Raw genomic sequence first — 22,569 nt, 5'->3', positions numbered from 1 at the left:
TGCCGCACCAAAGGCAATCCTAGATTGGCAAAAGTAACAGTAACGGGCGTTTAGCAACACTCTTCCTAATCAGCGGCTGATGTTCTGGCCGCCTTACGGTGCCGCAGCCGCAACCGAACGGCCAGCGCGACCAGCAGCAAGGCCACCACGCCGACGGCGGCGGGCAGGCCACCCCCCATCCGGGACTCCTCGGGCTCGGACACGGCCATCAGATCCTGGTCGGCGGGACGCGCCTCCTGCGGGAGCGGCGCGCCGAGCGCGGCAGCCGCCTGGGCCTGGCCGGGCGGCGGCGCGTCCGCGGCCGGCCTGCCCGGCGCGCCCTGCCCCGCGGCCTGGACGGGCGTGGCGGGCCGGCCCGGGACCGCGCCGGGCGCGAGCACGCCGGCGGGCGACTGGGCCTGGCCGGGCGCCGGGGTGAGCGCGGGCGCCGGCGGCACCACGGGCAGCGCCGGAGGCACCTGGACCGCGGGCGGCGGCGCCACCGGCGGGAGCGGCGCGGGCGCGGGCATCGGGTTCGGCGCCGGCACCGGGTTGGGCACGGGCAGCGCGCCCACGGCGTTCACGGGCTTGGCCGGCTTGGCGGCTTTGCCGGGAACCGGAGCGCCGAGCGGCTTGCCCTTGGCCGTAGCTCCGAGCGGCTTGCCGGGGGCCCCGAGCGGTTTGGCGGGAACGCCGGGAGCCGGGTTCGGGACGGCCCCGGCGTGCCTGGCCTTGGACGCCGTCCCCGCCTTGGCCGCCGGCTTGCCGGTGGGCGCGGCGGTCGCCGGACCGCGGCCGGCCGGAGACTTCGGCGCCGCCACCGGCTTGGGCGGCGGCACGACGGCGACCGCGTGGACGGCCCTGATGTCGTCCCCGTCCTTCACCGCCTTGGCCGTGGTCACCCCGAACTGGTCCGGCCGCGTCTGGAACGGACCTCCCGACGTCGCGCCGAACTGGTCCGGCCGGGCGTGGAACGGCCCCGTGGACGTCACGCCGAACTGGTCCGGCCGCGCCTGGAACGGGCCTGCGGACGTCGCGCCGGACGGCGACCACGGCGTGGCCGGGGTCATGGCGGCGGGGTCGTCGGTCACGTCGTCCGATCGCGTGGACGGCTTGTCCCGGCCCGGGGCCGCGGGCTTGGCCGTCCCCTGGGCGATGTCCTGAGCGACGTCCTTGGCCGGCGTGCCGCCGCCGATGGGCACCGGCCCGCCCGTCGGCCGCGGGGCCTTGACGGCGCCGTGGGCGTCACGGCCGGCGCCGGACTTGACGGTGTCGAACCAGGCGCCGATGGACCCTCCGTCGTTGTCGGCCACGTCGTCATCGTCGTCGGTGCCGAGGATGCCCTTCCCGAAGCCGGTCCCCAAGCCCGTCACACCATCGTCCACGGTGTCCCCGATGCCGTCCCCGGTGTCGTCTCCGGTGGTGGCCACCGGCCCCGGGCCCGCCTGCACGCCCGCGCCCGCGTTCGCCGTCGCGCCGTTGGTGGTGTCGTCGCCGTCGTCGCCGTTCCCGTCGCCCTTCCCGCCTGCCGCTCGGGGCCGCACCGCGGCCGTCGCGGTCGCGGTCGTGATCGTGGCATCGGCCTCGGGGTCGCCCACGGCGGGCGTGACGCGGAGCTTGACGTCGGCCTCGCGACGGACCCACTGCACGCCGGTCGGGTCGTTCATGTCGGCGACGGCGACCACGCCGACCTCGTCGGCCTCGCGGGGCACCCGCAGGGCCACGTCGACCGTCTTGCCGCCCGTGAGCCGGTCGAACTCGCAGACGCGCGGACGCGCGCCCGGCTTCCCGGACTCGGCCGTCGTGGCCTGGGGCCTGCCGGACTCGGGGCTCGTGGTTCGGGGCCGGACGGAGTGGGGTCTGCCGGACTCGGGGACCCGGTCGTCGCAGCCCACCAGGACCGGCGCGTCGGCCGGGGTGGTGGCCACCGTCAGGCGCGTCCGCCGCGCCGGGCCGTCGAGCCGGACGCGGAAGTGCAGGACATCGCCCGCGTGGATCGTGGTCCGCGGCCTGTTGTGGGCCTCCGGCACCAGCCGCACGCTGAGCTTCGCCTCGCTGGAATCCGGCGGACCCGCCGGTTCCCGTTCGGCCGCGGCCGCCGTCACGGCGGTTCCACCGCCGCCCAGGATCAGCGCTCCGGTGCCGACCACGGACACCACCCGGGCACGTTGCCACCAACCGGCCACTACAGCCCCCGTTCCCCGATACGGTGCGCGACAAACTCATCACGCTGTGTAGCAGTTATCTCACATCGTGCCGCGCCTCAACCCTCGGGGATCAGATCTTGTACGGCTTCGACGATGGGAAGGTCGGCGGGAAGCCAAGGGATGTCGAAGAGTTCGTCACGGCGCAGCCAGCGCAGCGCCAAGTGCTCGTGAGGGTGCGGGACCCCGGAGACGAGCCGGGCGAACGAGGCGCGCAGGACATACCCCGGGCTCAGCGGCCAGTCCCCGCCGACCCTCTCCCCCACGGAGATCGCGACTCCCAGCTCCTCCCGGCACTCCCGGACCAACGCCTGCTCGTCGCTCTCACCAGGGTCGACCTTGCCGCCGGGGAACTCCCATCCCCCCGCCATCTCCGGGGGCCGGGCCCGCTGGGCCGCGAGAACCCTGCCCTCCTCGACGATGACCGCCGCCACAACAATCTTCTCCATGCGGGTAAAGACTAAGGAGTCTGGGGCAAGGGCCGCCCCGGCATCGCGACAGCGACCGGAATGAACCGATCTACGTAAGGCCGAGCCTCTTGAGCTGTTCTACGACGGTTGGGTTTTCGAGGGGACGCGTGTAGCCGATGATGTTGGGGCGGTCGCGGTAGGTCGTCACCTTGATCGGGCCGCAGAGCGTGCAGCGGGCCTCGATCATCTTGCCCGGCGAGACCACCATGCCGACGTGGCCGGGATTGTCGGCGGACGTGCCCGGACCCGCGTTGAAGAACACCAGGTCGCCCGCCTGCTCCTTGCCCTTGCCGATCTTCATGCCGAAGGGCCACTGGCCGAAGGTGGTCCGCGGGATCGACAGCCCGGCCGCGCGGTAGGCCATGTAGATGATGCCCGAGCAGTCGTACCCGTGCGGGCCCGTCCCGCCCCAGACGTACGGCTTGCCGCGCTGGGCCAGGGCGTACTCCATGATCTTCTTGACGACGTCCGTCGGGGCCGCGTCGACAAGCGGCGGGTCGCACGCGGGGTCGGCCTCGGGCGGGACCTCCAGCGTGCCGTCCACGGCGTAGCGGCGGGCGATCTGCAGGACCTGCTCGACGTACCACATCGCGTGGTTGTAGACGAAGAGGGCGCGGGTCAGGTCGCTGGGGGCGCCGTTGCGCTTGAGCATCTTCGCCGCGCCCAGGATGGCGTCCGCCGGGTTGTAGACGTCGGCCCAGCCGTCCTCGTCGCCGTCGGAGGCGTAGCCGTTGAACTTCGACGGGATCTTGATCTTGGCCTTGCCGCCCCACGTGCTGATCAGGAACTGCATCGGGCCCGCGGCGCCCGCGTAGTTCGTCCCGCCCTTCACGCCGGGCAGGTTCGAGCGTCCGTGGTCGGTCTCGCGCTTGCCGACGGCGGCCAGCACGGTCCACTGCACGCCGGTCTTCTTGCCCCACTTCTTGTAGAGCTCCAGGTAGTCGCGGGGGATGTCCGACTGCGCGGTGTCGGAGACGTTCGTCACCTTCAACGTGTCGTCCGCGCAGTCGGCGGCCCCGCCGCCCGCGCCGAGGAAGGCGGGGAACGTGCTCATCAGCATCGGCGCCATCACCAGCGTGACCAGCACGACCCCGGCCAGGCCGATGAGCAGGGCGATGCGTACGCGCGACGTCACTCCACCGTCCCCCCGCCCGGGTCTCCGTCCTGGCCGGCCTCCGCGGGCTGCATGTCGTACACCTGCCACTGGCTGCCCACCTGGGTGAGCGTGACGGCGTAGTCGGTGCCGCGTTCCTGCGGGCCGCTCTTGGCCGTGATGCGCTGGACGGCGGTCACCACGAACACGACCGACCCGCCCGCGATGTCGCGGATCTCCTTCAACCGGGAGGAGCCCTCAGAGACGACCTGGTCGGCGCGGTTGCGCTCCACGGTCGCCGGGGAGGTCACGTCCCTGGCGAGCACGGTGCCGAGCTCGGCGGTCGTGAACGCCTTCAGCCGCTCGGCGTAGGACGCCGGGTCCTCGTCCCAGCGGTAGGTCGCGTACGAGACGGCGAACCGCTGCGCCGCGTCCGCCGCCTGGGCGATCTGGTCCTTCGACAGCGGTAGGTAGGCGTAGATGTCGAACGCCCCCGACTTGACCGGCGACGGGGTGCGCCCGCCGGAGGAGGGGGCGGCCGGGGCCGTGGAGACCACGGCCCCGGCGGTCGGGCGGGGTTCCTCCGAACCGTCGGAGGCCGACCGCACGGACAGGTAGACGCCGACGGCCGCGATGGCGACGACCACTCCGGCGAAGACGAGCCCCCGCCGGTCGCTGATACGCGCCACCCTCAGTCCTTGTCGCCGTCGCCGGGTCGCAGCCAGAAGGGCGCGTCCTCGGAGCGTCCGCCGTCCTGGCGCGGGGGCAGCCACAGCGGCGGCGCCTCGTCAGAGCCCGAACGCCCGCCGAACCACCCGGCCCCGCGGTCGCGGGAGCCGTTGCCGTTGCCGTTCGAGCTGCCGAAGATGCCGCTCCCGGACCGGGAGGACCCTCCGGAGGACCCGCGCGACGACCCGCCGCCCGAACTCCGCGCGGAACCGCCCGAAGCACGGGAGGAGCCGCCCGAGCCCCGCGAGGAGGACCCGCCGCCACCGCCACCACCACCGAGCAGGCCGCGGGGACCGCCGGCCGTCGAACGCGGGGCCCGCGGCGCCGAACCGCCCGAGGCGCCTCCTGACGACCCGCCCGAGGAGCCACCGGAAGAGGGCCGGGGCCCGCGCCCTGGGCCGCCGCCGAACCAGCCGCCCGTGGAACCTGAGCCGCCCGCGGCCGCGCCGCCGGTGCCCGTCCGCGCGCCCGTACGGGGAGCCGCCCCGGCTCCGGCACGCCCGGCCGTGCCCGCGGCGCCGCCCGGACGCCCGTTGAGGTTGAGCGGCGGGGCCGCGCCCGGCCGCGGGACCGCCGCGCCGCGCCCGGTCGCCTTGCGGCGCACGCCCGCCTGGCCGTCGGGGTCCAGCGGAGTGGGCTGCGCGCCCACCTGCACCCGGGTGCCGGTCTGCTGCGCGGCGCCCGGGGTGACGTCCTCGCCCCGCACGCGGCCCTGCGCCACCCCCCCGGCCGCCGCGACGGCCGCGGACGCGCCCGTGGCCATCGCGGCCGCGTGCATGACCGGCTCGGCCTTGCGCAGGCCCCAGCGGCCCATACGGGCCGCCGCCACCGGGGGCAGCACGTTCGCGGCCCGCTGCAACGTGGGCGCCGAGGCGGCCTCGCCGAGCATGCGCGTGGTGAGCGTGTGCCCGTCCATGGAGGCGAAAAGGTGCTGGAAGGGGCGCCGGTAGAAGAACACCGCGATCGTCAGCAACGCGATGAACATGATCTGCATGCCCCATGGCAGCTCGGTCGCGATGATCAGCGAATAGCCGTACACGAGTACGCCCAGCACGAGGGCCAGCACGGCCTGCCGCAGCAGCGTGCCGACCAGCATCTCGACCCAGCGCATGGCGATGATGCGCCCCGAACCGGGATGGACGCCGATCAGCAGGAACACCGGGCCGAGGATCAGCAGCAACAGGAAGCCGATCTTGAGCGCGATGAGCGAGACCGCCACCAAGAAGATCAGCACGCCGGCGACCAGGGCGGCCAGCAGCGCGCCGATGGCGATGCCGAGCCTGCTCGTCCAGTCCTTTCCTTGGAAGAGGAAGAACATGGGCGTGCTCTTCAAGGGTTTGGCGAGTTCCTCCTCGTAGCGCGCCTGGTGGGCGGTGGAGGTGGACTTCTCCCCCGAGTTCTGTTCCTGCAGGTCCGTGGCTTGTATGTCGAGCAGCTTCGGCCCCATGGTCGCCACGATCGGCGACTTGGCGTCCGCGGTGCCGAACTCGCCCATCAGCCACGGCTTGCACACCAGCGTGGACCACAGCGCGTCGGCGTTCTGCGCGACGCCGGGCGTGCCGTTCTGGCCGTACCCGCCGGGCGCGGCCTTGGCGCCGGTCTGCCCCTTGACCGGCAGGCACGACGCCCCGCCCGACCCGGGCAGCCCGCTGAACGCCGAGTTGACCACCTCGGCCGTCTTGTCGGTGACGGTCTTGCCGAGCCCGGTGAAGTCGCCGGGGCGGCTGAAGAACCACACGGCGGCCACGACGGCGAGGATCATCCAGATGACGCCCTCGGCCGTGGTGCTGGCCCGCTTCCTGATGAGCCCGTACCACGCCAGCCACACCGCCGCCAGCAGGATGATCACCCGCAGGTACGGCCAGTACATGGCGTTGGCCAGGTTGGTGATGATGTCGTCGACGACGTCCTTGATGGACTGGAGCGGTCCTTCGGTGGCCGCCGCCTCGTACGTCGTGATCGTCATCCGGTCGATGGCCTTGGCCCACAGGAAGACCGTGTTGGCCCACGCGTTGCCGAGCACGGCCGCCACGTCGGTGCAGCCCAGCTCGTAGGTGTGCCAGAACTGGCCGGCCATGCCGTACCGCTCGTAGTTCGTCGTGGGGTTCACGACGCCCTGCGAGGTGGTGCCGGACACCGCGCCCGGAGGCAGCGGCTTCGGCGCCGTGGTCGGCGACACGGAGGGGATCTCCGCGGGAGGCGGCTTCACGAGGCCGTCCACGCTGCCGCCGACCATCTCCGGAGCCAGGTCCGGGGACAGGTCGCACGGCCCCGCCGCGCCCGCGACGGTCGGCGAGAAGGCGATCGGGACCACGATCACGCCGACCAGCAGCGCCAACACCACCAGAACCCTGCGCCGCAGCCTGGACCCGCGCGAGCGCGTGGCACGCTTCGGCACCTTCACCGGCGCGGCCAGCCCGGCCGTCGCACGCACCGGCGTGGCGGCCCGCACCGCCCCTTCGCACACCGCCCGGAACACCCGGGCCATCGCGGTGGCCCCGCCGGACCACCACCGTCCCTCGCCTAGCCCGCCCGGCTCATGAAGTCTCATGACCGCACCTCCTGCGCAGCCGCCGACCTACTCGCTCGCCCACGAGGATCATGCATGCTCTCGTCGGGTTTGTCGTGGGTCGGATTGGTATCCAGCCAACGCAGCAACTCCTCCGAGATCAGATCGACGCCGATGCGCCCCGCACGTCCGTCGAGGTCGCGGAAGACGCACTCGCCGTTCCCCAGCGACCGCAGCGCCCCCTTGTGCTCCTCGGACGCCTCGACGCCGAGCAGCGCCATCACGCTGTCGACCTCGACCCGCTCGGTCGAGCGGAAGGCGAACACCGAGGAGAGACAGTTGGTCACCTGCTCGTTGAGCAGGTCGCCGGCGTTCTGCGAGACGAGCACGAGCGCGGTGTTGCGCGACCGGCCCATGCGGGAGACCTCCGGGACGAGCTTGGCGCCCTCGGGCGTCGAGGTGATCGCCCACGCCTCGTCCAGGAAGATCGCCTTCGGGGCGCGGCGGTCGAGCCCGTTCATCAGGCGCCGCGCGAACTGCGACACCAGGTACAGCAGGGCCACCGACAGCCGCTGCTCGTAGGAGTAGTCGTCGCGGGCGGTCGCGACGTCGGGCAGGGTGAGCCCGCCGAGGGTGAACACGGTGGTCCAGCCCTCGCTGTCGATCTGGTCGCCGCCGGAGGGGTCGAAGCACAGCCGGGCCAGGTGCATCTCGGCCATCGACCGCAGCACCGCGCCCAGGTTCTTGGACGCCGGATCCTCCGACTGCTCCAGGTGGTCGACGACCTTCCCCAGCGACGGGTCGGCCCCGTTGGACACCGTCGAGACGGCCTGGATCATCGCCGACTCGCGTTCCTCCGACATGCGGGGCAGCAGCAGCCGCAGCGTCTCGGTGGCCATCGTCTTCTTCGCGGCGATGTCGTCGCCGAAGGAGAACGGGTCGAGCAGGCCCGGGGCGGCCGAGCCCAGCGGGATGATCCGCGCCTTGCGTCCCCGCTTCTGCAGCAGCTGCACCAGCGACTCGGCGTCCCCCTTGGGGTCGATCACCGCGACCGTCACCCCGCGCAGCGCCATCTGGTAGATCAGCAGCAGCGCGAGCGTCGTCTTGCCGCCGCCCGGCTCCCCGGTGATCGCGATGGCCGTCGGCCGGTTGCGCGTCGCCGCCACCAGCGGGTCGAAGTGGACGATCGACCGGGCACGGCCCAGCGTCTCCCCGATGTACGGCCCCGCCCAGCCGGCGCCGCTCTCGTCGATGCGGTCGCCGAGGTCCACGGTGGCCGTCGCCATGCCGCCCGCGATCGTGCGCAGCGGCTGGCGCTGGGCGTAGGCGTTCACCCGCACCTTCTCGCCCGGCAGGGCCTCGCAGAACAGCGAGAACTGGTCGCCGGTCGAGTTGACGATGTCGATGCCCATGTCGCGGTAGTGCTCCACCACCGCCTCGACCCGCTGCACGCACATCTCCTCGGTCGGCGCGGCCACGATCAGCCGGTGCCAGCCGTACACGAACGGCAGGCGCTCCTTGGTGATGCCGTGCTCCAGCATGCGGGCCGCGTCGATCTGCTCGGCCAGCGCGATCGGCGCCTCCGCTCCCGCCTCGCGAATGTGGATGTCCATGTCCCGCGCGTGGGCCAGCTTGCGCGCGACGTCCTTGCTCGCCTTCACCGGCGGGATGAGGCGCATCCGCGAGCTGACCTCGACCGGGAACGGTAACTGGTCGACGAAGTGCAGCCACGGCTCGCCGTCCGGGAACGGCATCAGGTCGGGGAACCGGGCGAACGACAGGTGCGCCACGTAGGAGTCGCCGGTGGGCTGCTCGATGCGCAGGAACGACCTGCCGTTGTGGATCTGGCCCTCGACCAGCGACTCGACCTCGCCCTTGCCCCACCGCCTGGACGGGGTGGCCGACGATGGCGGGTCGCCGAGCGAACCCGAGGCGGCGTGCCGGAACAGCCAGGCCAGCTCGCCGGAGGTGGCGTGCCGGGCGTACAGGGCGCTGGAGCCGAGCGCCCGGCCGAGGCGCTCCGCCTGGTCGGTCCACTTGGTGATCTCGCCGGCCGGCACCTGGTCGTCCTCCATGCCGAGCGCCGACTCGCCGCGCTGGTAGAGGCCGAAGAGCTGGGCCAGCACGCCCGTACCGAGCTGGGCGCCGCGCGGGCCGAGGCGGACCCCGAGATAGACCTCCTTGGTCCAGAAGTCCTTCGCCCAGACGTGGCGGTACATGTCCTCCAGGTACTCGCGCCAGCCGTCCCCCTCGTCGGAGGTCGCGTTCAGCGCCATCGCCCACTCGGCCGCCGGGTACGCCCGGTGCGCGACCCGCAGGTGGACCTCCGCGTCCGGCATGCGGATCGCGGCCAGCGCGATGGTGATGTTGGTGGCGAGGGCCTCGCGCTCCTCCGGGGTGACGAACTCATAGCTCACCGTCGGAAGCCGGAAATACGCCCATGCGGAGGAGTCCGTGAGAAGGATCCGATCGTCGAAGTAGCGCACGGCCAGCCTGCTCCTCGACCGCGACGACCTCCCCATCAGGCCGCCCGCTCCCCGGCTCCCGGCGTGGTCACTGAGCCACCTCTTCGGCTCGCTGCGTGGTCACTGAGCCACTTCCTCCTCGCTCGGGCGGCTCGCCGCCGCCAGGCCGCTTGCCACAACTCCCGCGAGGGCGACGTACGCCCTGCGCGCTCCCGCCCGCAGCCGCTCCGGCTGTGCGGGGCCGGGCCGCCCGGGGGCGAGCTCGTCCTCCCAGGGGATGCGCACGATCGCGCGGCACCGGCCGCGGGCCACCGCCTCCGCCTGCTCGACACCCGCCATGCTCCGGCGGCTGACCCCGTTGATCACCATGATCGAACGCCGCCTCAGCTCGGCCGTGGTCTGCCCGTCGAGCCAGTCGAAGGTCATCGCCACCGCGTCCGGGGCGTCCTCGCTGGCCGGGGCCACCAGGATGAGCTGGTCGGCGTACGCCAGCATGCGCGCGGCCACCGCCGCGGCGGGGTCCACCAGGATCAGCCGGTAGTGCCGGTCGAGCACCCGCATCGCGCGGGCGATGCGCTCGTCGGAGAACAGGCGGCGGTCGGCGAGCCTGCGCGCGGCGCCGGCGTCCGCGTCCGCGCCGACGACCTCCAGGCCGGATTCGCAGCGGGTGGTGTAGGCGCGCATGCTCAGATAGCCGCTCACGCCGTCCAGCCCGGCCATCAGGGAGGTCAGCGTCTCGGGGGAGTCGGCCGCGATACGGCCGGTGAGCGTGTTCTCGCCGGTGTTGGCGTCCACGGCGAGCACGCGGTCCTCGCGGTAGCGGGCGAGGGTGTGGCCCAGCATCAGCGTGGTCATGGTCTGCCCCGCCCCGCCCGTGCAGCCGAGCACGACGACGCGGCGGCTGCCGGTGAGCACGGTCCTGGCGCGGGCCTCGTCGGCCTCGATGCCGTCGTTGCGGCTCGGGGCCCCGCCGCCCACGACGACCTGGGCCAGGCGGCGCCAGCCGCCCGTCTGGTCACGTCCGACGACGGACTCGACGCGCCGCACGCGAGGCTCGCCGCCCGCCCGGGGACCGGGCACGGGCACGGACGGCACCGCCGGGTCCGCCCCGGCGCCCGCCGCCGGAACCGCGCGGATCGACAGGGGCGGCGCCTCGCGCCCGGGAGAGACGGGGCGGGGGGCGAACACCTCGCGGCTCCGCTCGCGCGGCGTCGCGGCGCGCGGCGGCTGCCCCTTGCGGTGCTGCTCCCGCCCGTCCACCGCCAGCCCACCGCTCCGACGCGGCGCCCGCGCCTCGACGGGCACGTCCCCCAAGGTCTCGGCGGGAACGTCCCCAAGGGTCTCGGGGGGAACATCCGCCAGGGTCTCGGCGGATCGGCTACCGAGGGTCTCGGCAGGAGACCGCTGCGCGGCGTCCCCGGCACGCGTCTCGTCCGCGGCCACCTCCGCCGCACGAGGCGACGCCTCGGCCACCGGCTCCAACGACCGCACAACCGGCTCCCGCGCCGGCTCCGGCACGTGCGAGGGCGTTACGGCCGGCTCGGTCATGTGAGAGGGCGTGGTGGTCGGCTCGGCCACATGAGACGGCGTGGTGGTCGGCTCGGCCACATGAGACGGCGTGGTGGTCGGCTCCGTCACACGGGGTGGCGTGGCAGCCGGTGCAGGCACGGGAGTGTCGGCCGGCTCAGGCGCGGGAGCGGGGGCCGGCTCAAGCTCGGGAGTGGGCGTGGCGATCGACTCAGGTGCCGGAGTGGCGGCCGGGTCCGGTGCCTGGGAGGGGGTGGTGGGAGGGACCGGGGCGAGCCGCGGTGGGGGCAGGGCGCGGTCGTGGGACGGCGTCGGGAGCGTACGGCCCGGCTCGGGCCACTCGTGGGACGCCAGGCGCTCGGACTCGCTGGGGACCGTGCGCGGTTCCAGCGTCTCCCGGTTCTCCGCGGAGGCCGCGAGCCTGCGCAGCCGGCGAAGCGCCTCCGTCCCGATCGGCGCGGGAGCACCGGCTTCCCGCACCGGCCCCGCCTCCGGCTGAGCCTCGGAAGTCGGACCCGCTGGTGAGGACTCCACAGCGGCCCCGGACGCCGAAGAGGCCACAGTCGGCGCGGGGGGTGCGGTAGACGCGGGGGCCGCGGCCGAGGGCGGTTCCTCGACCGGGGTCGGAGGCTCGGCATCCGACTTCGACGTGACGGGGTGAGCGGGGGCGGGGGATTCCCCGGTGTGTGCCGGGGAGTCGGTGGCGGGTTCGCGCAGGGCGGGCGGAGAGGAGGCCACCAGACGGTCCCCGCGGAGCACATCGGGGAGCCGTTCCGGCGCGGGGCCTTCCACCGGCCGCCCCGGCACGCGTCCCGGCGCGGGGACCTGGCCCGGCGCGGGGGGCAGGCCCGGCGCGGGGGGCAGGCTTGGAATCTGGGCGCCGGGCGGCAGGGCCGTCCCGGTCAGAGTCACCCGGGCGCCTTCCCCCGCACGCGCCCGGCTTCCCTGGGACGGACGTCCTGCGGCCCCTTCCGAACCGCGCCTCCGAGCCCCTTCGGGCACACGCTCCCGGGCGCCCTCGAACGCGCGCTCGCGAACACCCTCGGGCACACGCTTGCGGGCGCCCTCGGACACGCGCTCCCGAGCGGCCTCGGAGGCGTGCTCGTGGGTGCTCTCGAAGGCGTGCTCGTGGGCGGCCTCGGAGGCGTGCTCCTTGACCGGCTCGGGGGTGCGGGTGCCGGGGACGAGGGCGGGGGCTTCGGAGACCGGGAGTGTGGTGACCGCGGCCACGGCGGGGCGGACCTCGCCGGGCAGAGCCTCGCGCCGCTTCAGCGACGGGGCCTGACGGGCGGCGGAGCTCCACGCCTCCAGGGGCCGGCGCCGGGGAGCGGTGTGCTTGGGCTTGGCCCGCGTGCCGCGCCGGGACTTGGCGGCCCCGGACGCGGCCGTGGCGGCGGACGGCTTGACGCTGACCGTGGCGGCGCGGCGGGCCGTGCCCGGGGCCGCGCGCCACACCTTGGCCGTGAACGCGATCTCGTCGGACTCCTCGGCCGGCGCCAGGCGGCACCAGGTCTTCGGCTCGCCGAGGTAGCGGATCTGCGACTGGAGCAGCTCGTTGAGCCGCTTGCTCTCGATCACCGGACGGGTGGACAGCCAGGTGACGATGCCCGGAGGCACGATGAAGAGGACGTGCCAGGGCGACTCGAAGGGGACCCCGACGAGTGCCAGGAGGACCGACCACGGGACCAGCACTCCCAGGAACACACCGACCCAGACGATCGGAAGCGGCATCGGCAGCCGAAGGTCGTACAGCTTGTAGAGCCGCTTCTCAATTCGCCAGATATTGGTATAGGTAGGCAGGTCCATCCGATCCTCCTCTCCCAGTCACAGCCACGCGATCACGCTCACTTGATGCCGAGCGCCCCCGCGATGGCCTTGGCCGTCACCTCGATGACGTTGGGCACGTAGAAGATCACACCGATGGCCACGGCCAGAATGATGAACTGGACGAACCTGGTGATCTCTCTCGTGAAGAGGAAGAAAATCGCCACGACTGACACCACGACCAGGAACAGCGGGGCGAAGAACTTCCGCAGGAAGTCTGCGAGGCCCGCGGTGTTGACCCCGGCGGGCGGCGGCGTGGCCGGCGCCGTGGGCGCCAGGGCCTCGACCGCGTTCTCAACGATGACCTTAAGAATCAACTTCCGTCCTCCTGCTTGTGGTCGCGCCGACGGGCCGCTCCAGGGTCCCGCGTCGTCGCGTTACCTTCTCGGCTCCCTCGCTCGTCATGGCGGCTCCCGGCCTCATCCGGTGGACCGGGTCGCGCCGCGGATGTCCCTGATGTACCAGTTGTCGCCCTGCTTCTCGACCGTGAGACGGTAGGCCTGCTCCAGGCCCGCCGACTGCGCGGCGGGATTGGTCGGCACCGGCGACGGCGTGGCCGTCGTGGGAACGCCCCACACGACGACGGCGGTGACCTCGCGCCTGGTCCCTCCGGGCGGGGCGCTGACGCTCTTCAGCTCCTCCAGCGTGAGCTTGTTGCCGAAGCCCTCCAGCGTGACGCCCGTGACGACGTACCGCTGCAGTTGTGTGGCGTCGCCCTGCGCGTAGGCCTTGAAGAAGCTTTCGAGCTGCGGGCGCAGCTCGGCCTCCGCCGTGTCGTCGTGCTCCGGCTCGGCGGTGGCGGGCAGGCCCGCGGGGCCGCCGGCGGGCAGCAGGGCCGGCTGGCCGGAAACCACGAATTTCCCATCCGCGGTATAAACCGGGACGGAAAGCCTCCAGCGCTGCGATCCCGATTGCGCGAATACCGTTACGACGGCATTTTGCGCGTCCTGCACCTCGATGTCCGATAGCTGGAAAGTTCCGGCGGACAGCCTGCCGAAACCATTCCACCCCATTTGACGGTCGGCGCCCTCGGGAAGGAACGGCTTCAGCCGGTCGGCGCGCTCGTCCGGCTTCGCGCCGTCGAAGTTCAGGTACGCCGCCGCGAACTGACTCGCGAACGCCGAGGCCGCCGCCTCGGGAAAACCGGAACCCGTCGGGGTCGCCGTCGTGCCCGTGGGCGTGTCACTCTCGGTGAGCCGTTCGATCGGCGCCCGCACGCCGTTGACCACGATGACGACGATCAGGGCCCACAAGACGACCCTGCCCGTCCAAACCAGCCAACGCCCGCCCCCACCGGACCAACCGCCGCGGCGAACCGCGCCCCTGCGCACCGGCACGCGCTCAGGGTCGGGGTCGTACGGCGAGGGAGGGTACGTCGAATGCTCGGGTTCGCCAGCGGTCCGCGGACCGTGCTGGACGTTTGACCTGCGAGCCATCACGCCTCCGCTCGCGCCGATCCCCCCGGCTGGCGCGCTGTCGTCTTACTATCGATCCTGTTATCCATGGTGAAGTATTCACTTTAGCCGTCTCACCAATTGTTCCAGGAAAGCCACGCCCATGCTGCAGGCATCGCCGTAGCAGACCAAGTCGGTCTTCCTCCGCTTTCCGGCAGGTGACCGCCTGTTCGCCCAGCACACAAGGGCTGCCGTCCGCTCCGCGAGCCACTTCTGACCTCCGCGACAAAGTTCGCATTAGGGACAAAGCTCGCACCAGACGCAAAAACGCCATAAAGGCGGCGTACTACAGAGGCGGGGAACGAAGGGGGAAGGATCGGTCGCGAGACTGCGACACGTCCGCACGCACAGACCTCCCTTCCAGCGGGCCGCCCGCGCGCGACGACGCCAGGCGGCCGTACCAACGGCCGCCGACCCTCGCAGGGGCGCACAACCGACCCAAATAGAGGAGAGTACGCGCCCGAACGATCGCATCTGGATTACCTGACGGCCACGCCTTACTACCCGCCCACTTCCCTTGGTCGGGATGTCCGGATCACCACCGTCGTCCCACCTGGGATACCTCACCCGGCGTCACTGAAGTGACACATGTGCCGAATGTGCTCCGAAGTCCCGAAAGAAGGGCATCCGGGACGCCGGAGCGGGCCTCAGCCGTCCCCGTCGCGCGGGTTCTCCACGACGCCCCTGCCGTTCGCGTTCTTCCTCTCGGGCTTGCCGGGCTTGTCGGGTTTGTCGTTCTTGGTGTTCCTGGTGTCCGGGCCGTTCCGGGCCTCCGGCTCGTCACGTCCGCCACGGCCCCGCGGGGTGTCCTCGTCCGGCTCCTCGTCCACGGAACTCTCGGGCCGGCAGCTCTGGCCGCAGCCGCCGAACCGGCTGGAGTCGATCGGCGTGAACGACGCCGGCTCGACGTTCCTGAGCGCGGCGAGCATCGTCTCCTTCCAGATGGGACCGGGGATGCTCGCGCCGAACACCGACCCGTAGTAGCGCCCGCCGATGGTGACGCCGATCAGCTTGTGCCGCTGGGAGCCCCGGGGGTCGCCGATGCTGACCGCCGCGGCGAGGTCGGGGGTGAACCCGGCGAACCACGCGCTCGCGTAGTCGTCCGTCGTGCCGGTCTTGCCCGCGGCGTCCCGGCCGATGCCGCCCACGGCCCGCATCGTGCCCTTGGTGAACACGCCGGACAGCACGTCGGCCGCGGCGTCGGCGACCTCGGGGTCCATCACCTGGCGGCACTTGGGGTCGTAGGCGGTGGTCTCGCCGTTCCTGTCGGTGATCTGGGTGATGGCCGTGGGCGCGCAGTACCGGCCGCGCGCGGCGATCGCGGCGTAGGCGTTGGCCACGGTCACCGGGTCCATCTCGTTGATGCCGAGCGTGAACGTCTCGTACTCCTGCAGCTTGTCGCCGTCGGAGCGGTGGATGCCGAGCGACTCGGCGGTCTTGACCACGTTGCAGAGCCCGACGCGCTGCTCCAGCTCCATGAAGAACGTGTTCACCGACTGCCAGGTGCCGGTCTGGAGCGTCTTCCAGCCCGGCGAGCCCTCGTCGTTGGTGACGGTGTGCGACGGGTCGCCGATGCTCTGGCCCTTGCAGTTCTTGAACGCCGAGTAGCCGGAGGCGCGGAACCCGGCGCCCGCGCTGATGCCGTCGTCGATCTTGTAGCCCTGCTTCAGGGCGGTGAGCAGCGTGAACGTCTTGAAGGTCGAACCGGCCTGGAAGCCGACGCCGCCGCCGTGCGCCGCGTCCGCGACGACGTTGTAGGAGATCTCGTTGCGGGCCCTGCTGCGGCCGTACTCGCGGCTGGCCGCCATGGCCTTGATCTCTCCGGTGCCGGGCCGGACCAGGGCCTCGGCCGCGACGGGGTTGTCCGAGGGGCGGACCCACTTCCTGACCGCCTTCTCGGCCGCGGCCTGCATGGCGGGGTCGATCGTGGTCTTGATCGTGAGGCCGCCGCGGTTGAGGAGGGCCACCCGGTCCTTGGTCGTCGCGCCGAAGTCGGGGTTGCTCAGGATCTCGTTGCGGACGTAGATGCAGAAGTACGGATATTTGCTGCTCTCACAGCCGCCGGGAAGCTTTGTCCCCTTGTAGCCGAGCTTGGTGGCCTTCGCCCGCGTCGCCTCGGCCTGGGTGATCTTGCCCAGCTCCGCCATGCGAGCCAGCACGACGTTCCTGCGGTCCAGCAGGCGCTGGCGCTGCTTCTTGCCCAGGTTGGGGTCGGTGGCGTTCGGGTCCTGCACGGCGCCGGCGAGCGTGGCCGCCTGCGGCAGCGTCAACTCCTTGGCGCCGACGCCGAAGAACCGCTTGGCCGCGGCCTCCACCCCGTACGCGCCCGCCCCGAAGTAGGCGATGTTGAGGTACTTGGCGAGGATCTCGTCCTTGGTGTACTTCTGCTCGACGCCCATCGCGTACCGCAGCTCCTTGAGCTTGCGGGCGTAGCTGGCCTCCAGCGCCTGGTTCTTCTCCTTCTCGGTGGTGGCCGCGTTCAGCAGGACCTGCTTCACGTACTGCTGGGTGATGCTCGACCCGCCCTGGCTCACCCCGCCGGACTTCAGGTTCGTGGCCAGCGCGCGCACCGTGCCCTCGATGTCGATCGCGCCGTGCTCGTAGAACCGGTAGTCCTCGATCGAGACGATCGCCGTCCGCATGATCGGCGCGATGTCGTCGAGCTTCACGGTCTCGCGGTACTGCTCGTAGAACCGGGCGATCTCGTGCCCCTTGGCGTCCTGCACGACCGAGACCTCGGCCGGCGGTGGCTCGGAGAGCTCCTCGGGCGTGAGGTTCACCTCGTCCACCGCCGAGACCAGCCCGAAGCCCGCACCTCCCACCGCGGGCAACGCGACCCCCGCGACGAGCACGCCGCCCGCCACCCCCATGGCCAGAAGCCGACCGATCTTCGACGCGGCCCCCTGCCGCTCACCACCCCGCACTGCGCCCTTCCTTGCCACTCGCCCGCCAGAAAAAGAGAGCAAAGCAGAACATATCCACCTATGTCTAATACTCATATAAGGACGAGATCGATATCGGTTCCCACATGATCCCAGGTCCGCCACGGCTTCGCGCCCGGATCCGCACCTCCGGGACGGCTCCCCAGGACACGCGAACGGCTTGCCCTCGCCGTGAACCACACCCTGGCAGAATTCGGATCACGCCGACGAAATGGATCGGCACGGATCGGCACCACCGCACCTGCGGACCGGACGGCGAGGCACCGGGGGCGCGCATGGACTTCGCGGCAGTCGTCGAGGGCACCGGGAAGGCCATCGACCTCGCCGGTGTGGCGGTGATCGTCGTCGGCGCGCTGGCCGCGACGGTGACGTACGTCTCCCGAGTACTCCGCCGCTCCCCCGCGCCCGACCTCTACCGCGAGTACCGCCTGCGCCTCGGCAAGGCGATCCTCCTCGGCCTGGAGTTCCTGGTCGCCGGGGACATCATCCGCACCGTCGCCATCTCGCCCACCTTCCAGAGCGTGGGCGTCCTCGCCGTCATCGTGGCCGTCAGGACCTTCCTCAGCTTCTCCCTCGGCGTCGAACTGGAAGGCCGCCTGCCCTGGCAGCGCGCGCGGCCGGACCACCGCCCCGCCGGTCCTCCCGCGTAGCTCCGGGACGGCTCAGGCGTCGGGGCGGAAGAGCCGGCGCAGTTCCAGGGACGGGGCCGGAGGCAGGGGGCCGGGGCTCTCGGCGGGATCGGCGCCGAACGCCTGCAGGAGGTAGGCCACGAATCGGCGGCAGGCGGCCACCGCGGTCTCCGGCGACCCGGACGTGACGCCGCCGATGGCCATGAGCAGCAGGGTGAGGTCGTCCATGACGAAGTCGGCGCGCAACCGGCCGGCGTCCTTGGCCCGCCGTACCAGCTCGGCCAGCCCCCGCTCGGCGCGGGCGCGTTCCCGTTCGAAGGGGACCGCGTCCGGAAACGCGGTGAGGAACGCCGCCGTGAAGCCCCGGTCGGCGGCCTGCATGACGCACACCTTCTCGATGACCGCGCGGAAGGCGCGCCACGGGTCCGGGTCGGCGAGCGCGTCGTCCACGACGGAGACGCACGCGGCGAACTGCTCGGCGAACGCCTCGGTGACCAGCGCCTCCTTGGTGGGGAAGCGGCGGTAGAGGGTCGCGACCCCGACGCCGGCCCGCCGGGCGATCTCGGCCATCGGCACGTCGAGCCCGTGGGCGGCGAAGGTCTCGCGGGCCGCGGCGAGGATGCGCTCGCGGTTGTGCCGGGCGTCCGCGCGCAGGCCCCCGGCGGCCCCCTTGACGTGCGGGATCCGAGACGGCGGGGCGGTCATGCCTCTCACTTTAGCCTAAGTGGACGGGGTCATCCGTTTAGCGTGTTAGCGTGCGAACAAGTGGATGGGGTCGTCCACTTACGACGGCCCATCCCCCGGCCGTTCCCCGGCACGGGCACACCAACGGCCGGCGCGGGCCGGCCACAACGGATGAGGCACACCATGACCGACATGCGCGCGGCGCTCTTCGACAGGTACGGCCCCCCTGAGGTGCTCTACGAGGGCAGGGCGCCGAAGCCGGAGCCCGGCCCCGGCGAGGCGCTGGTACGCGTGCACGCCGTCAGCGTCAACGGCGGCGAGCTCCTTGGCCGGACGGGCAGGTTGCGACCGGTCACCGCCCTCATGAGCCGCGGCTTCCCCAAGCGGGTCGGGATCGACTTCACCGGGGAGATCGCCGCCCTGGGTCCCGCCCGCGCGCCGCGCGGCCCCGTGCCCGACGTCGAGCCGGGTGACCCGGTGTGGGGGGTCCTGCCGAGGAGGTTCGGCAGCGCCGCCGAGTTCGTGGCCGTCTCCCTGGACCGGCTGGCCCCCACACCGGCCGGGCTCGACCTCGTCCGGGCCGCGGCCCTCCCCGTGGGCACGACGGCGATCACCGCGCTGCGCGACAAGGCCCGGCTGCGCGCGGGCGAGCGGCTTCTCGTCCGCGGCGGGAGCGGCGGCGTCGGCAGCCTCGCCGTCCAGCTCGGCCGGGCCTACGGCGCCCGGGTCACCGCGCTCGCCGGGGCACGCAACCTCGCTTTCGTGCGCGACCTCGGCGCCGACGAGGTGTACGACTACGCCACCACCGGCCCGTCAGATCTCGGCCGGTTCGACGTCGTGCTCGACACGGCGGGCACGCGGCTGCGCGAGTTCCGGCGCCTGCTCGCCCCGGGGGGACGCATGGTCACGATCTCCTTCGACCCCGAGCGCATCGCCGCCTCGATCGCGTACATCGTCGCCTCCGCCGCGCACGGGTCGCGCCGCGTCCGGTTCTTCAGCGGCGACCCGCGCCACGAGTTGCTGGCCGACCTCACCCGCCTCGTCGAGTCCGGCGCGATCCGCCCGGTCGTCGACACGATCCGCCCCTTGTCCGAGATCGCCGCGGCGCACCGCGCCTTCGAATCCGGCGGCACCCGCGGCAAGCACATCATCCGGGTCATCTGACCCGGCGACCCCGCCCGCGCCCTTGGGGCGGGCCGCACCAGGGGGAACGCGACCTGACGCGGTACGAACTTGAACTATTCGTTCTCTTGGATAGTTCGTGTTTAGCGCGATAGGTTTGGCGCCATGAGCGCACCCAAGAATCCGACCACGGCCGACGAGCTGCGCGGGGTGGGCCTGCGAGTCACGGCCGCCCGCGTCGCGCTGCTCGAGACCGTACGGGAGGGCGACCACCTCGGCGTCGAGGCGCTCGCCACAGGGGTGCGCCAACGCGTGGGCCACATCTCGCTCCAGGCCGTGTACGAGGCCCTCCAGGCGCTCACCACGGCCGGGCTCGTCCGCCGCATCGAACCGCCCGGCAGCCCCGCCCTCTTCGAGGGACGGGTCGGGGACAACCACCACCACATCGTCTGCCGGACGTGCGGACTCGTCGCCGACGTCGACTGCGCGGTCGGGCATGCCCCTTGCCTGACCGCGTCGGACGACCACGGCTTCGCGATCGACGAGGCCGAGGTCATCTACTGGGGCCTGTGTCCCGCCTGTTCCACCACCACCCCCAGTTCCTGAGCACCGCAATTTTGTCCGGAAGGATTTCCATGTCCGAGAACAATGACGCGATCGTCGTAGACGCGAAGACGGAAGGTGAAGGAGGCTGTCCGGTCGCGCACACGCGCGCCCCGCACCCGACGCAGGGCGGCGGAAACCACCAGTGGTGGCCGGAGCGGCTCAACCTGAAGATCCTGGCCAAGAACCCCGCCGTGGCCAACCCCCTCGGTGAGGACTTCGACTACGCCGCCGCGTTCAAGACCCTTGACCTCCCGGCCGTGAAGCGGGACATCGCCGAGGTGCTCACGACCTCGCAGGACTGGTGGCCGGCCGACTTCGGCCACTACGGCCCGTTCATCATCCGGATGGCATGGCACAGCGCGGGCACCTACCGGATCAGCGACGGCCGTGGCGGCGCCGGGAGCGGCCAGCAGCGCTTCGCCCCCCTCAACAGCTGGCCGGACAACGGGAACCTGGACAAGGCCCGCCGCCTGCTGTGGCCCGTCAAGAAGAAGTACGGCAAGAGCCTCTCGTGGGCCGACCTGCTGATCCTGGCCGGCAACGTCGCCCTGGAGTCGATGGGCTTCAAGACCTTCGGCTACGCCGGCGGCCGCGTGGACGCCTGGGAGGCCGAGGAGGACGTCTACTGGGGTCCCGAGACCACCTGGCTCGGCGACGAGCGCTACACCGGCGACCGCCAGCTGGAGAGCCCCCTCGGCGCGGTCCAGATGGGCCTCATCTACGTCAACCCCGAGGGCCCGAACGGCAACCCCGACCCGCTCGCCGCGGCCCGCGACATCCGTGAGACCTTCCGCCGGATGGCGATGAACGACGAGGAGACGGTCGCCCTGATCGCGGGCGGTCACACCTTCGGCAAGACCCACGGCGCGGGCCCCGCGGACAACGTCGGCCCCGCCCCCGAGGCCGCCCCCATCGAGCAGCAGGGCCTCGGCTGGCAGAACTCCTTCGGCACCGGCAAGGGCGGCGACGCCATCACCAGCGGCCTTGAGGGCATCTGGACGAACACGCCGATCACCTGGGACAACAGCTTCTTCGAGATCCTCTTCGGCTACGAGTGGGAGCTGTTCAAGAGCCCCGCCGGCGCGAACCAGTGGCGGCCGAAGGACGGCGCCGGGACGGGCACCGTCCCCGACCCCCACGACGCGTCCAAGAGCCACGCCCCGACGATGCTCACGACCGACCTCTCGCTCCGGTTCGACCCGATCTACGAGCCGATCTCGCGGCGCTTCCTCGCCGACCCCGACGAGTTCGCGGACGCGTTCGCCCGGGCTTGGTACAAGCTGACCCACCGCGACATGGGCCCGGTCGCGCGCTACCTCGGCCCCGAGGTCCCGTCCGAGGTGCTGCTCTGGCAGGACCCCGTCCCGGCGGTCACGCACGAGCTCGTCGACGCCGCGGACGTCGCGCGCCTCAAGGAGCAGGTCCTCGCCTCCGGCCTGACGGTGTCGCAGCTCGTGTCCACCGCGTGGGCGTCCGCCGCGTCCTTCCGCGGCGGCGACAAGCGGGGCGGCGCCAACGGCGGGCGCGTCCGCCTGGAGCCGCAGAACGGGTGGGAGGTCAACGACCCCGACCAGCTCGCGATCGTGCTGCGCACCCTGGAAGGGATCCAGGAGTCCTTCAACGCCGCCCAGACCGGCGGCAAGCGGATCTCGCTCGCGGACCTCATCGTGCTCGCCGGCGGCGCCGCCGTCGAGAAGGCCGCCAAGGACGCCGGCGTCGACGCCGTGGTGCCCTTCACGCCGGGCCGCACGGACGCCTCCCAGGAGGAGACCGACGTCGAGTCGTTCGCCGCGATGGAGCCCACGTCCGACGGTTTCCGCAACTACCTCGGGAAGGCCAACCGGCTCCCGGCGGAGTACCTGCTGATCGACCGGGCCAACCTGCTGACCCTCAGCGCCCCGCAGATGACGGTCCTCGTCGGCGGCCTCCGCGTCCTCGGCGCGAACCACCGGCAGACGTCCCACGGCGTCCTCACCGCCACCCCCGGCGTGCTGACCAACGACTTCTTCGTCAACCTGCTCGACCTGGGCACGACGTGGAAGGCGACGTCCGGCGACGCGAACGTCTACGAGGTCCGCGACGCCGCCACCGGCGAGGTCAAGTGGACCGGCACCCGCGTCGACCTGCTCTTCGGCGCGAACTCCGAACTCCGCGCCGTGGCCGAGGTCTACGCCAGCGACGACGCGAACCAGAAGTTCGTCACCGACTTCATCGCCGCCTGGACCAAGGTCATGAACCTCGACCGCTTCGACCTCGACTGACGACCCCGACGTCCAGGCCGGCCCCACACGGACCGGCCTGGACGTCCGTAGCCCCGTCCCGATCCCGTCGC

15 protein-coding genes are annotated in these 22,569 nt (G+C 72.2%); 4 read left to right on the top strand and 11 right to left on the bottom strand.

Annotation, left to right across the window (positions count from 1 at the left end; translation table 11 throughout):
• Positions 1–65: 65 nt before the first annotated feature.
• From BJ982_RS12165 to BJ982_RS12120, 10 genes are all read right to left on the bottom strand, one after another.
• Positions 66–2,138: a hypothetical protein gene (locus BJ982_RS12165; protein ID WP_184879624.1), complete on the bottom strand. Its 2,073-nt coding sequence runs from the start codon at positions 2,136–2,138 to the stop codon at positions 66–68.
• A 104-nt stretch (positions 2,139–2,242) separates the two neighbouring features.
• The gene (locus BJ982_RS12160) at positions 2,243–2,632 is read right to left on the bottom strand and encodes a (deoxy)nucleoside triphosphate pyrophosphohydrolase (protein WP_184879622.1); all 390 of its coding nucleotides are present in this window, start codon (positions 2,630–2,632) and stop codon (positions 2,243–2,245) included.
• 70 nt (positions 2,633–2,702) lie between these two features.
• Entirely contained in the window at positions 2,703–3,788 is a 1,086-nt protein-coding gene (locus tag BJ982_RS12155) for a C40 family peptidase (protein ID WP_239123083.1), read from the bottom strand.
• Complete coding sequence (locus BJ982_RS12150) at positions 3,785–4,435, bottom strand: hypothetical protein (protein ID WP_184879619.1); 651 nt, start codon at positions 4,433–4,435, stop codon at positions 3,785–3,787. Before BJ982_RS12150 ends, BJ982_RS12155 begins: the two co-directional genes overlap by 4 nt.
• Before the next feature lie 2 nt (positions 4,436–4,437).
• The gene (locus BJ982_RS12145) at positions 4,438–7,026 is read right to left on the bottom strand and encodes a hypothetical protein (RefSeq protein WP_239123084.1); all 2,589 of its coding nucleotides are present in this window, start codon (positions 7,024–7,026) and stop codon (positions 4,438–4,440) included.
• Complete coding sequence (locus BJ982_RS12140) at positions 7,023–9,506, bottom strand: ATP-binding protein (RefSeq protein WP_184879616.1); 2,484 nt, start codon at positions 9,504–9,506, stop codon at positions 7,023–7,025. Before BJ982_RS12140 ends, BJ982_RS12145 begins: the two co-directional genes overlap by 4 nt.
• Positions 9,507–9,569: 63 nt before the next feature.
• A complete protein-coding gene (locus BJ982_RS12135) occupies positions 9,570–12,782 on the bottom strand; it encodes a TcpE family conjugal transfer membrane protein (protein ID WP_184879613.1) in 3,213 nt (1,070 codons plus the stop codon).
• A gap of 38 nt (positions 12,783–12,820) precedes the next feature.
• Complete coding sequence (locus BJ982_RS12130) at positions 12,821–13,078, bottom strand: hypothetical protein (protein WP_239123101.1); 258 nt, start codon at positions 13,076–13,078, stop codon at positions 12,821–12,823.
• A 141-nt stretch (positions 13,079–13,219) separates the two neighbouring features.
• Entirely contained in the window at positions 13,220–14,053 is an 834-nt protein-coding gene (locus tag BJ982_RS12125; RefSeq protein WP_239123085.1) for a conjugal transfer protein, read from the bottom strand.
• 848 nt (positions 14,054–14,901) lie between these two features.
• Complete coding sequence (locus BJ982_RS12120) at positions 14,902–17,124, bottom strand: transglycosylase domain-containing protein (protein WP_239123102.1); 2,223 nt, start codon at positions 17,122–17,124, stop codon at positions 14,902–14,904.
• 347 nt (positions 17,125–17,471) lie between these two features.
• On the opposite strand from BJ982_RS12120, the gene BJ982_RS12115 reads away from it, so the two are divergent.
• Positions 17,472–17,846, top strand: a complete 375-nt coding sequence (locus tag BJ982_RS12115; protein WP_184879606.1) for a DUF1622 domain-containing protein — start codon at positions 17,472–17,474, stop codon at positions 17,844–17,846.
• Positions 17,847–17,858: 12 nt separating this feature from the next.
• Here BJ982_RS12115 and BJ982_RS12110 read toward each other — a convergent pair whose 3' ends face one another.
• Positions 17,859–18,530: a TetR/AcrR family transcriptional regulator gene (locus tag BJ982_RS12110; RefSeq protein WP_184879604.1), complete on the bottom strand. Its 672-nt coding sequence runs from the start codon at positions 18,528–18,530 to the stop codon at positions 17,859–17,861.
• Between the two features lie 171 nt (positions 18,531–18,701).
• Between BJ982_RS12110 and BJ982_RS12105 the strand changes: the two genes are divergently transcribed.
• The 3 genes from BJ982_RS12105 (at position 18,702) to katG (ending at position 22,498) form a co-directional block, all read left to right on the top strand.
• Entirely contained in the window at positions 18,702–19,673 is a 972-nt protein-coding gene (locus BJ982_RS12105) for an NAD(P)-dependent alcohol dehydrogenase (RefSeq protein ID WP_203959190.1), read from the top strand.
• A gap of 123 nt (positions 19,674–19,796) precedes the next feature.
• A complete protein-coding gene (locus BJ982_RS12100) occupies positions 19,797–20,237 on the top strand; it encodes a Fur family transcriptional regulator (RefSeq protein ID WP_184879600.1) in 441 nt (146 codons plus the stop codon).
• Positions 20,238–20,266: 29 nt separating this feature from the next.
• Positions 20,267–22,498: a catalase/peroxidase HPI gene (gene katG / locus BJ982_RS12095; protein WP_184879598.1), complete on the top strand. Its 2,232-nt coding sequence runs from the start codon at positions 20,267–20,269 to the stop codon at positions 22,496–22,498.
• Positions 22,499–22,569 lie beyond the last annotated feature (71 nt).

This window comes from Sphaerisporangium siamense (genome assembly GCF_014205275.1).
Taxonomy (GTDB): Bacteria; Actinomycetota; Actinomycetes; order Streptosporangiales; family Streptosporangiaceae; genus Sphaerisporangium; species Sphaerisporangium siamense.
This window is presented reverse-complemented; position numbering and strand designations above follow the sequence as displayed.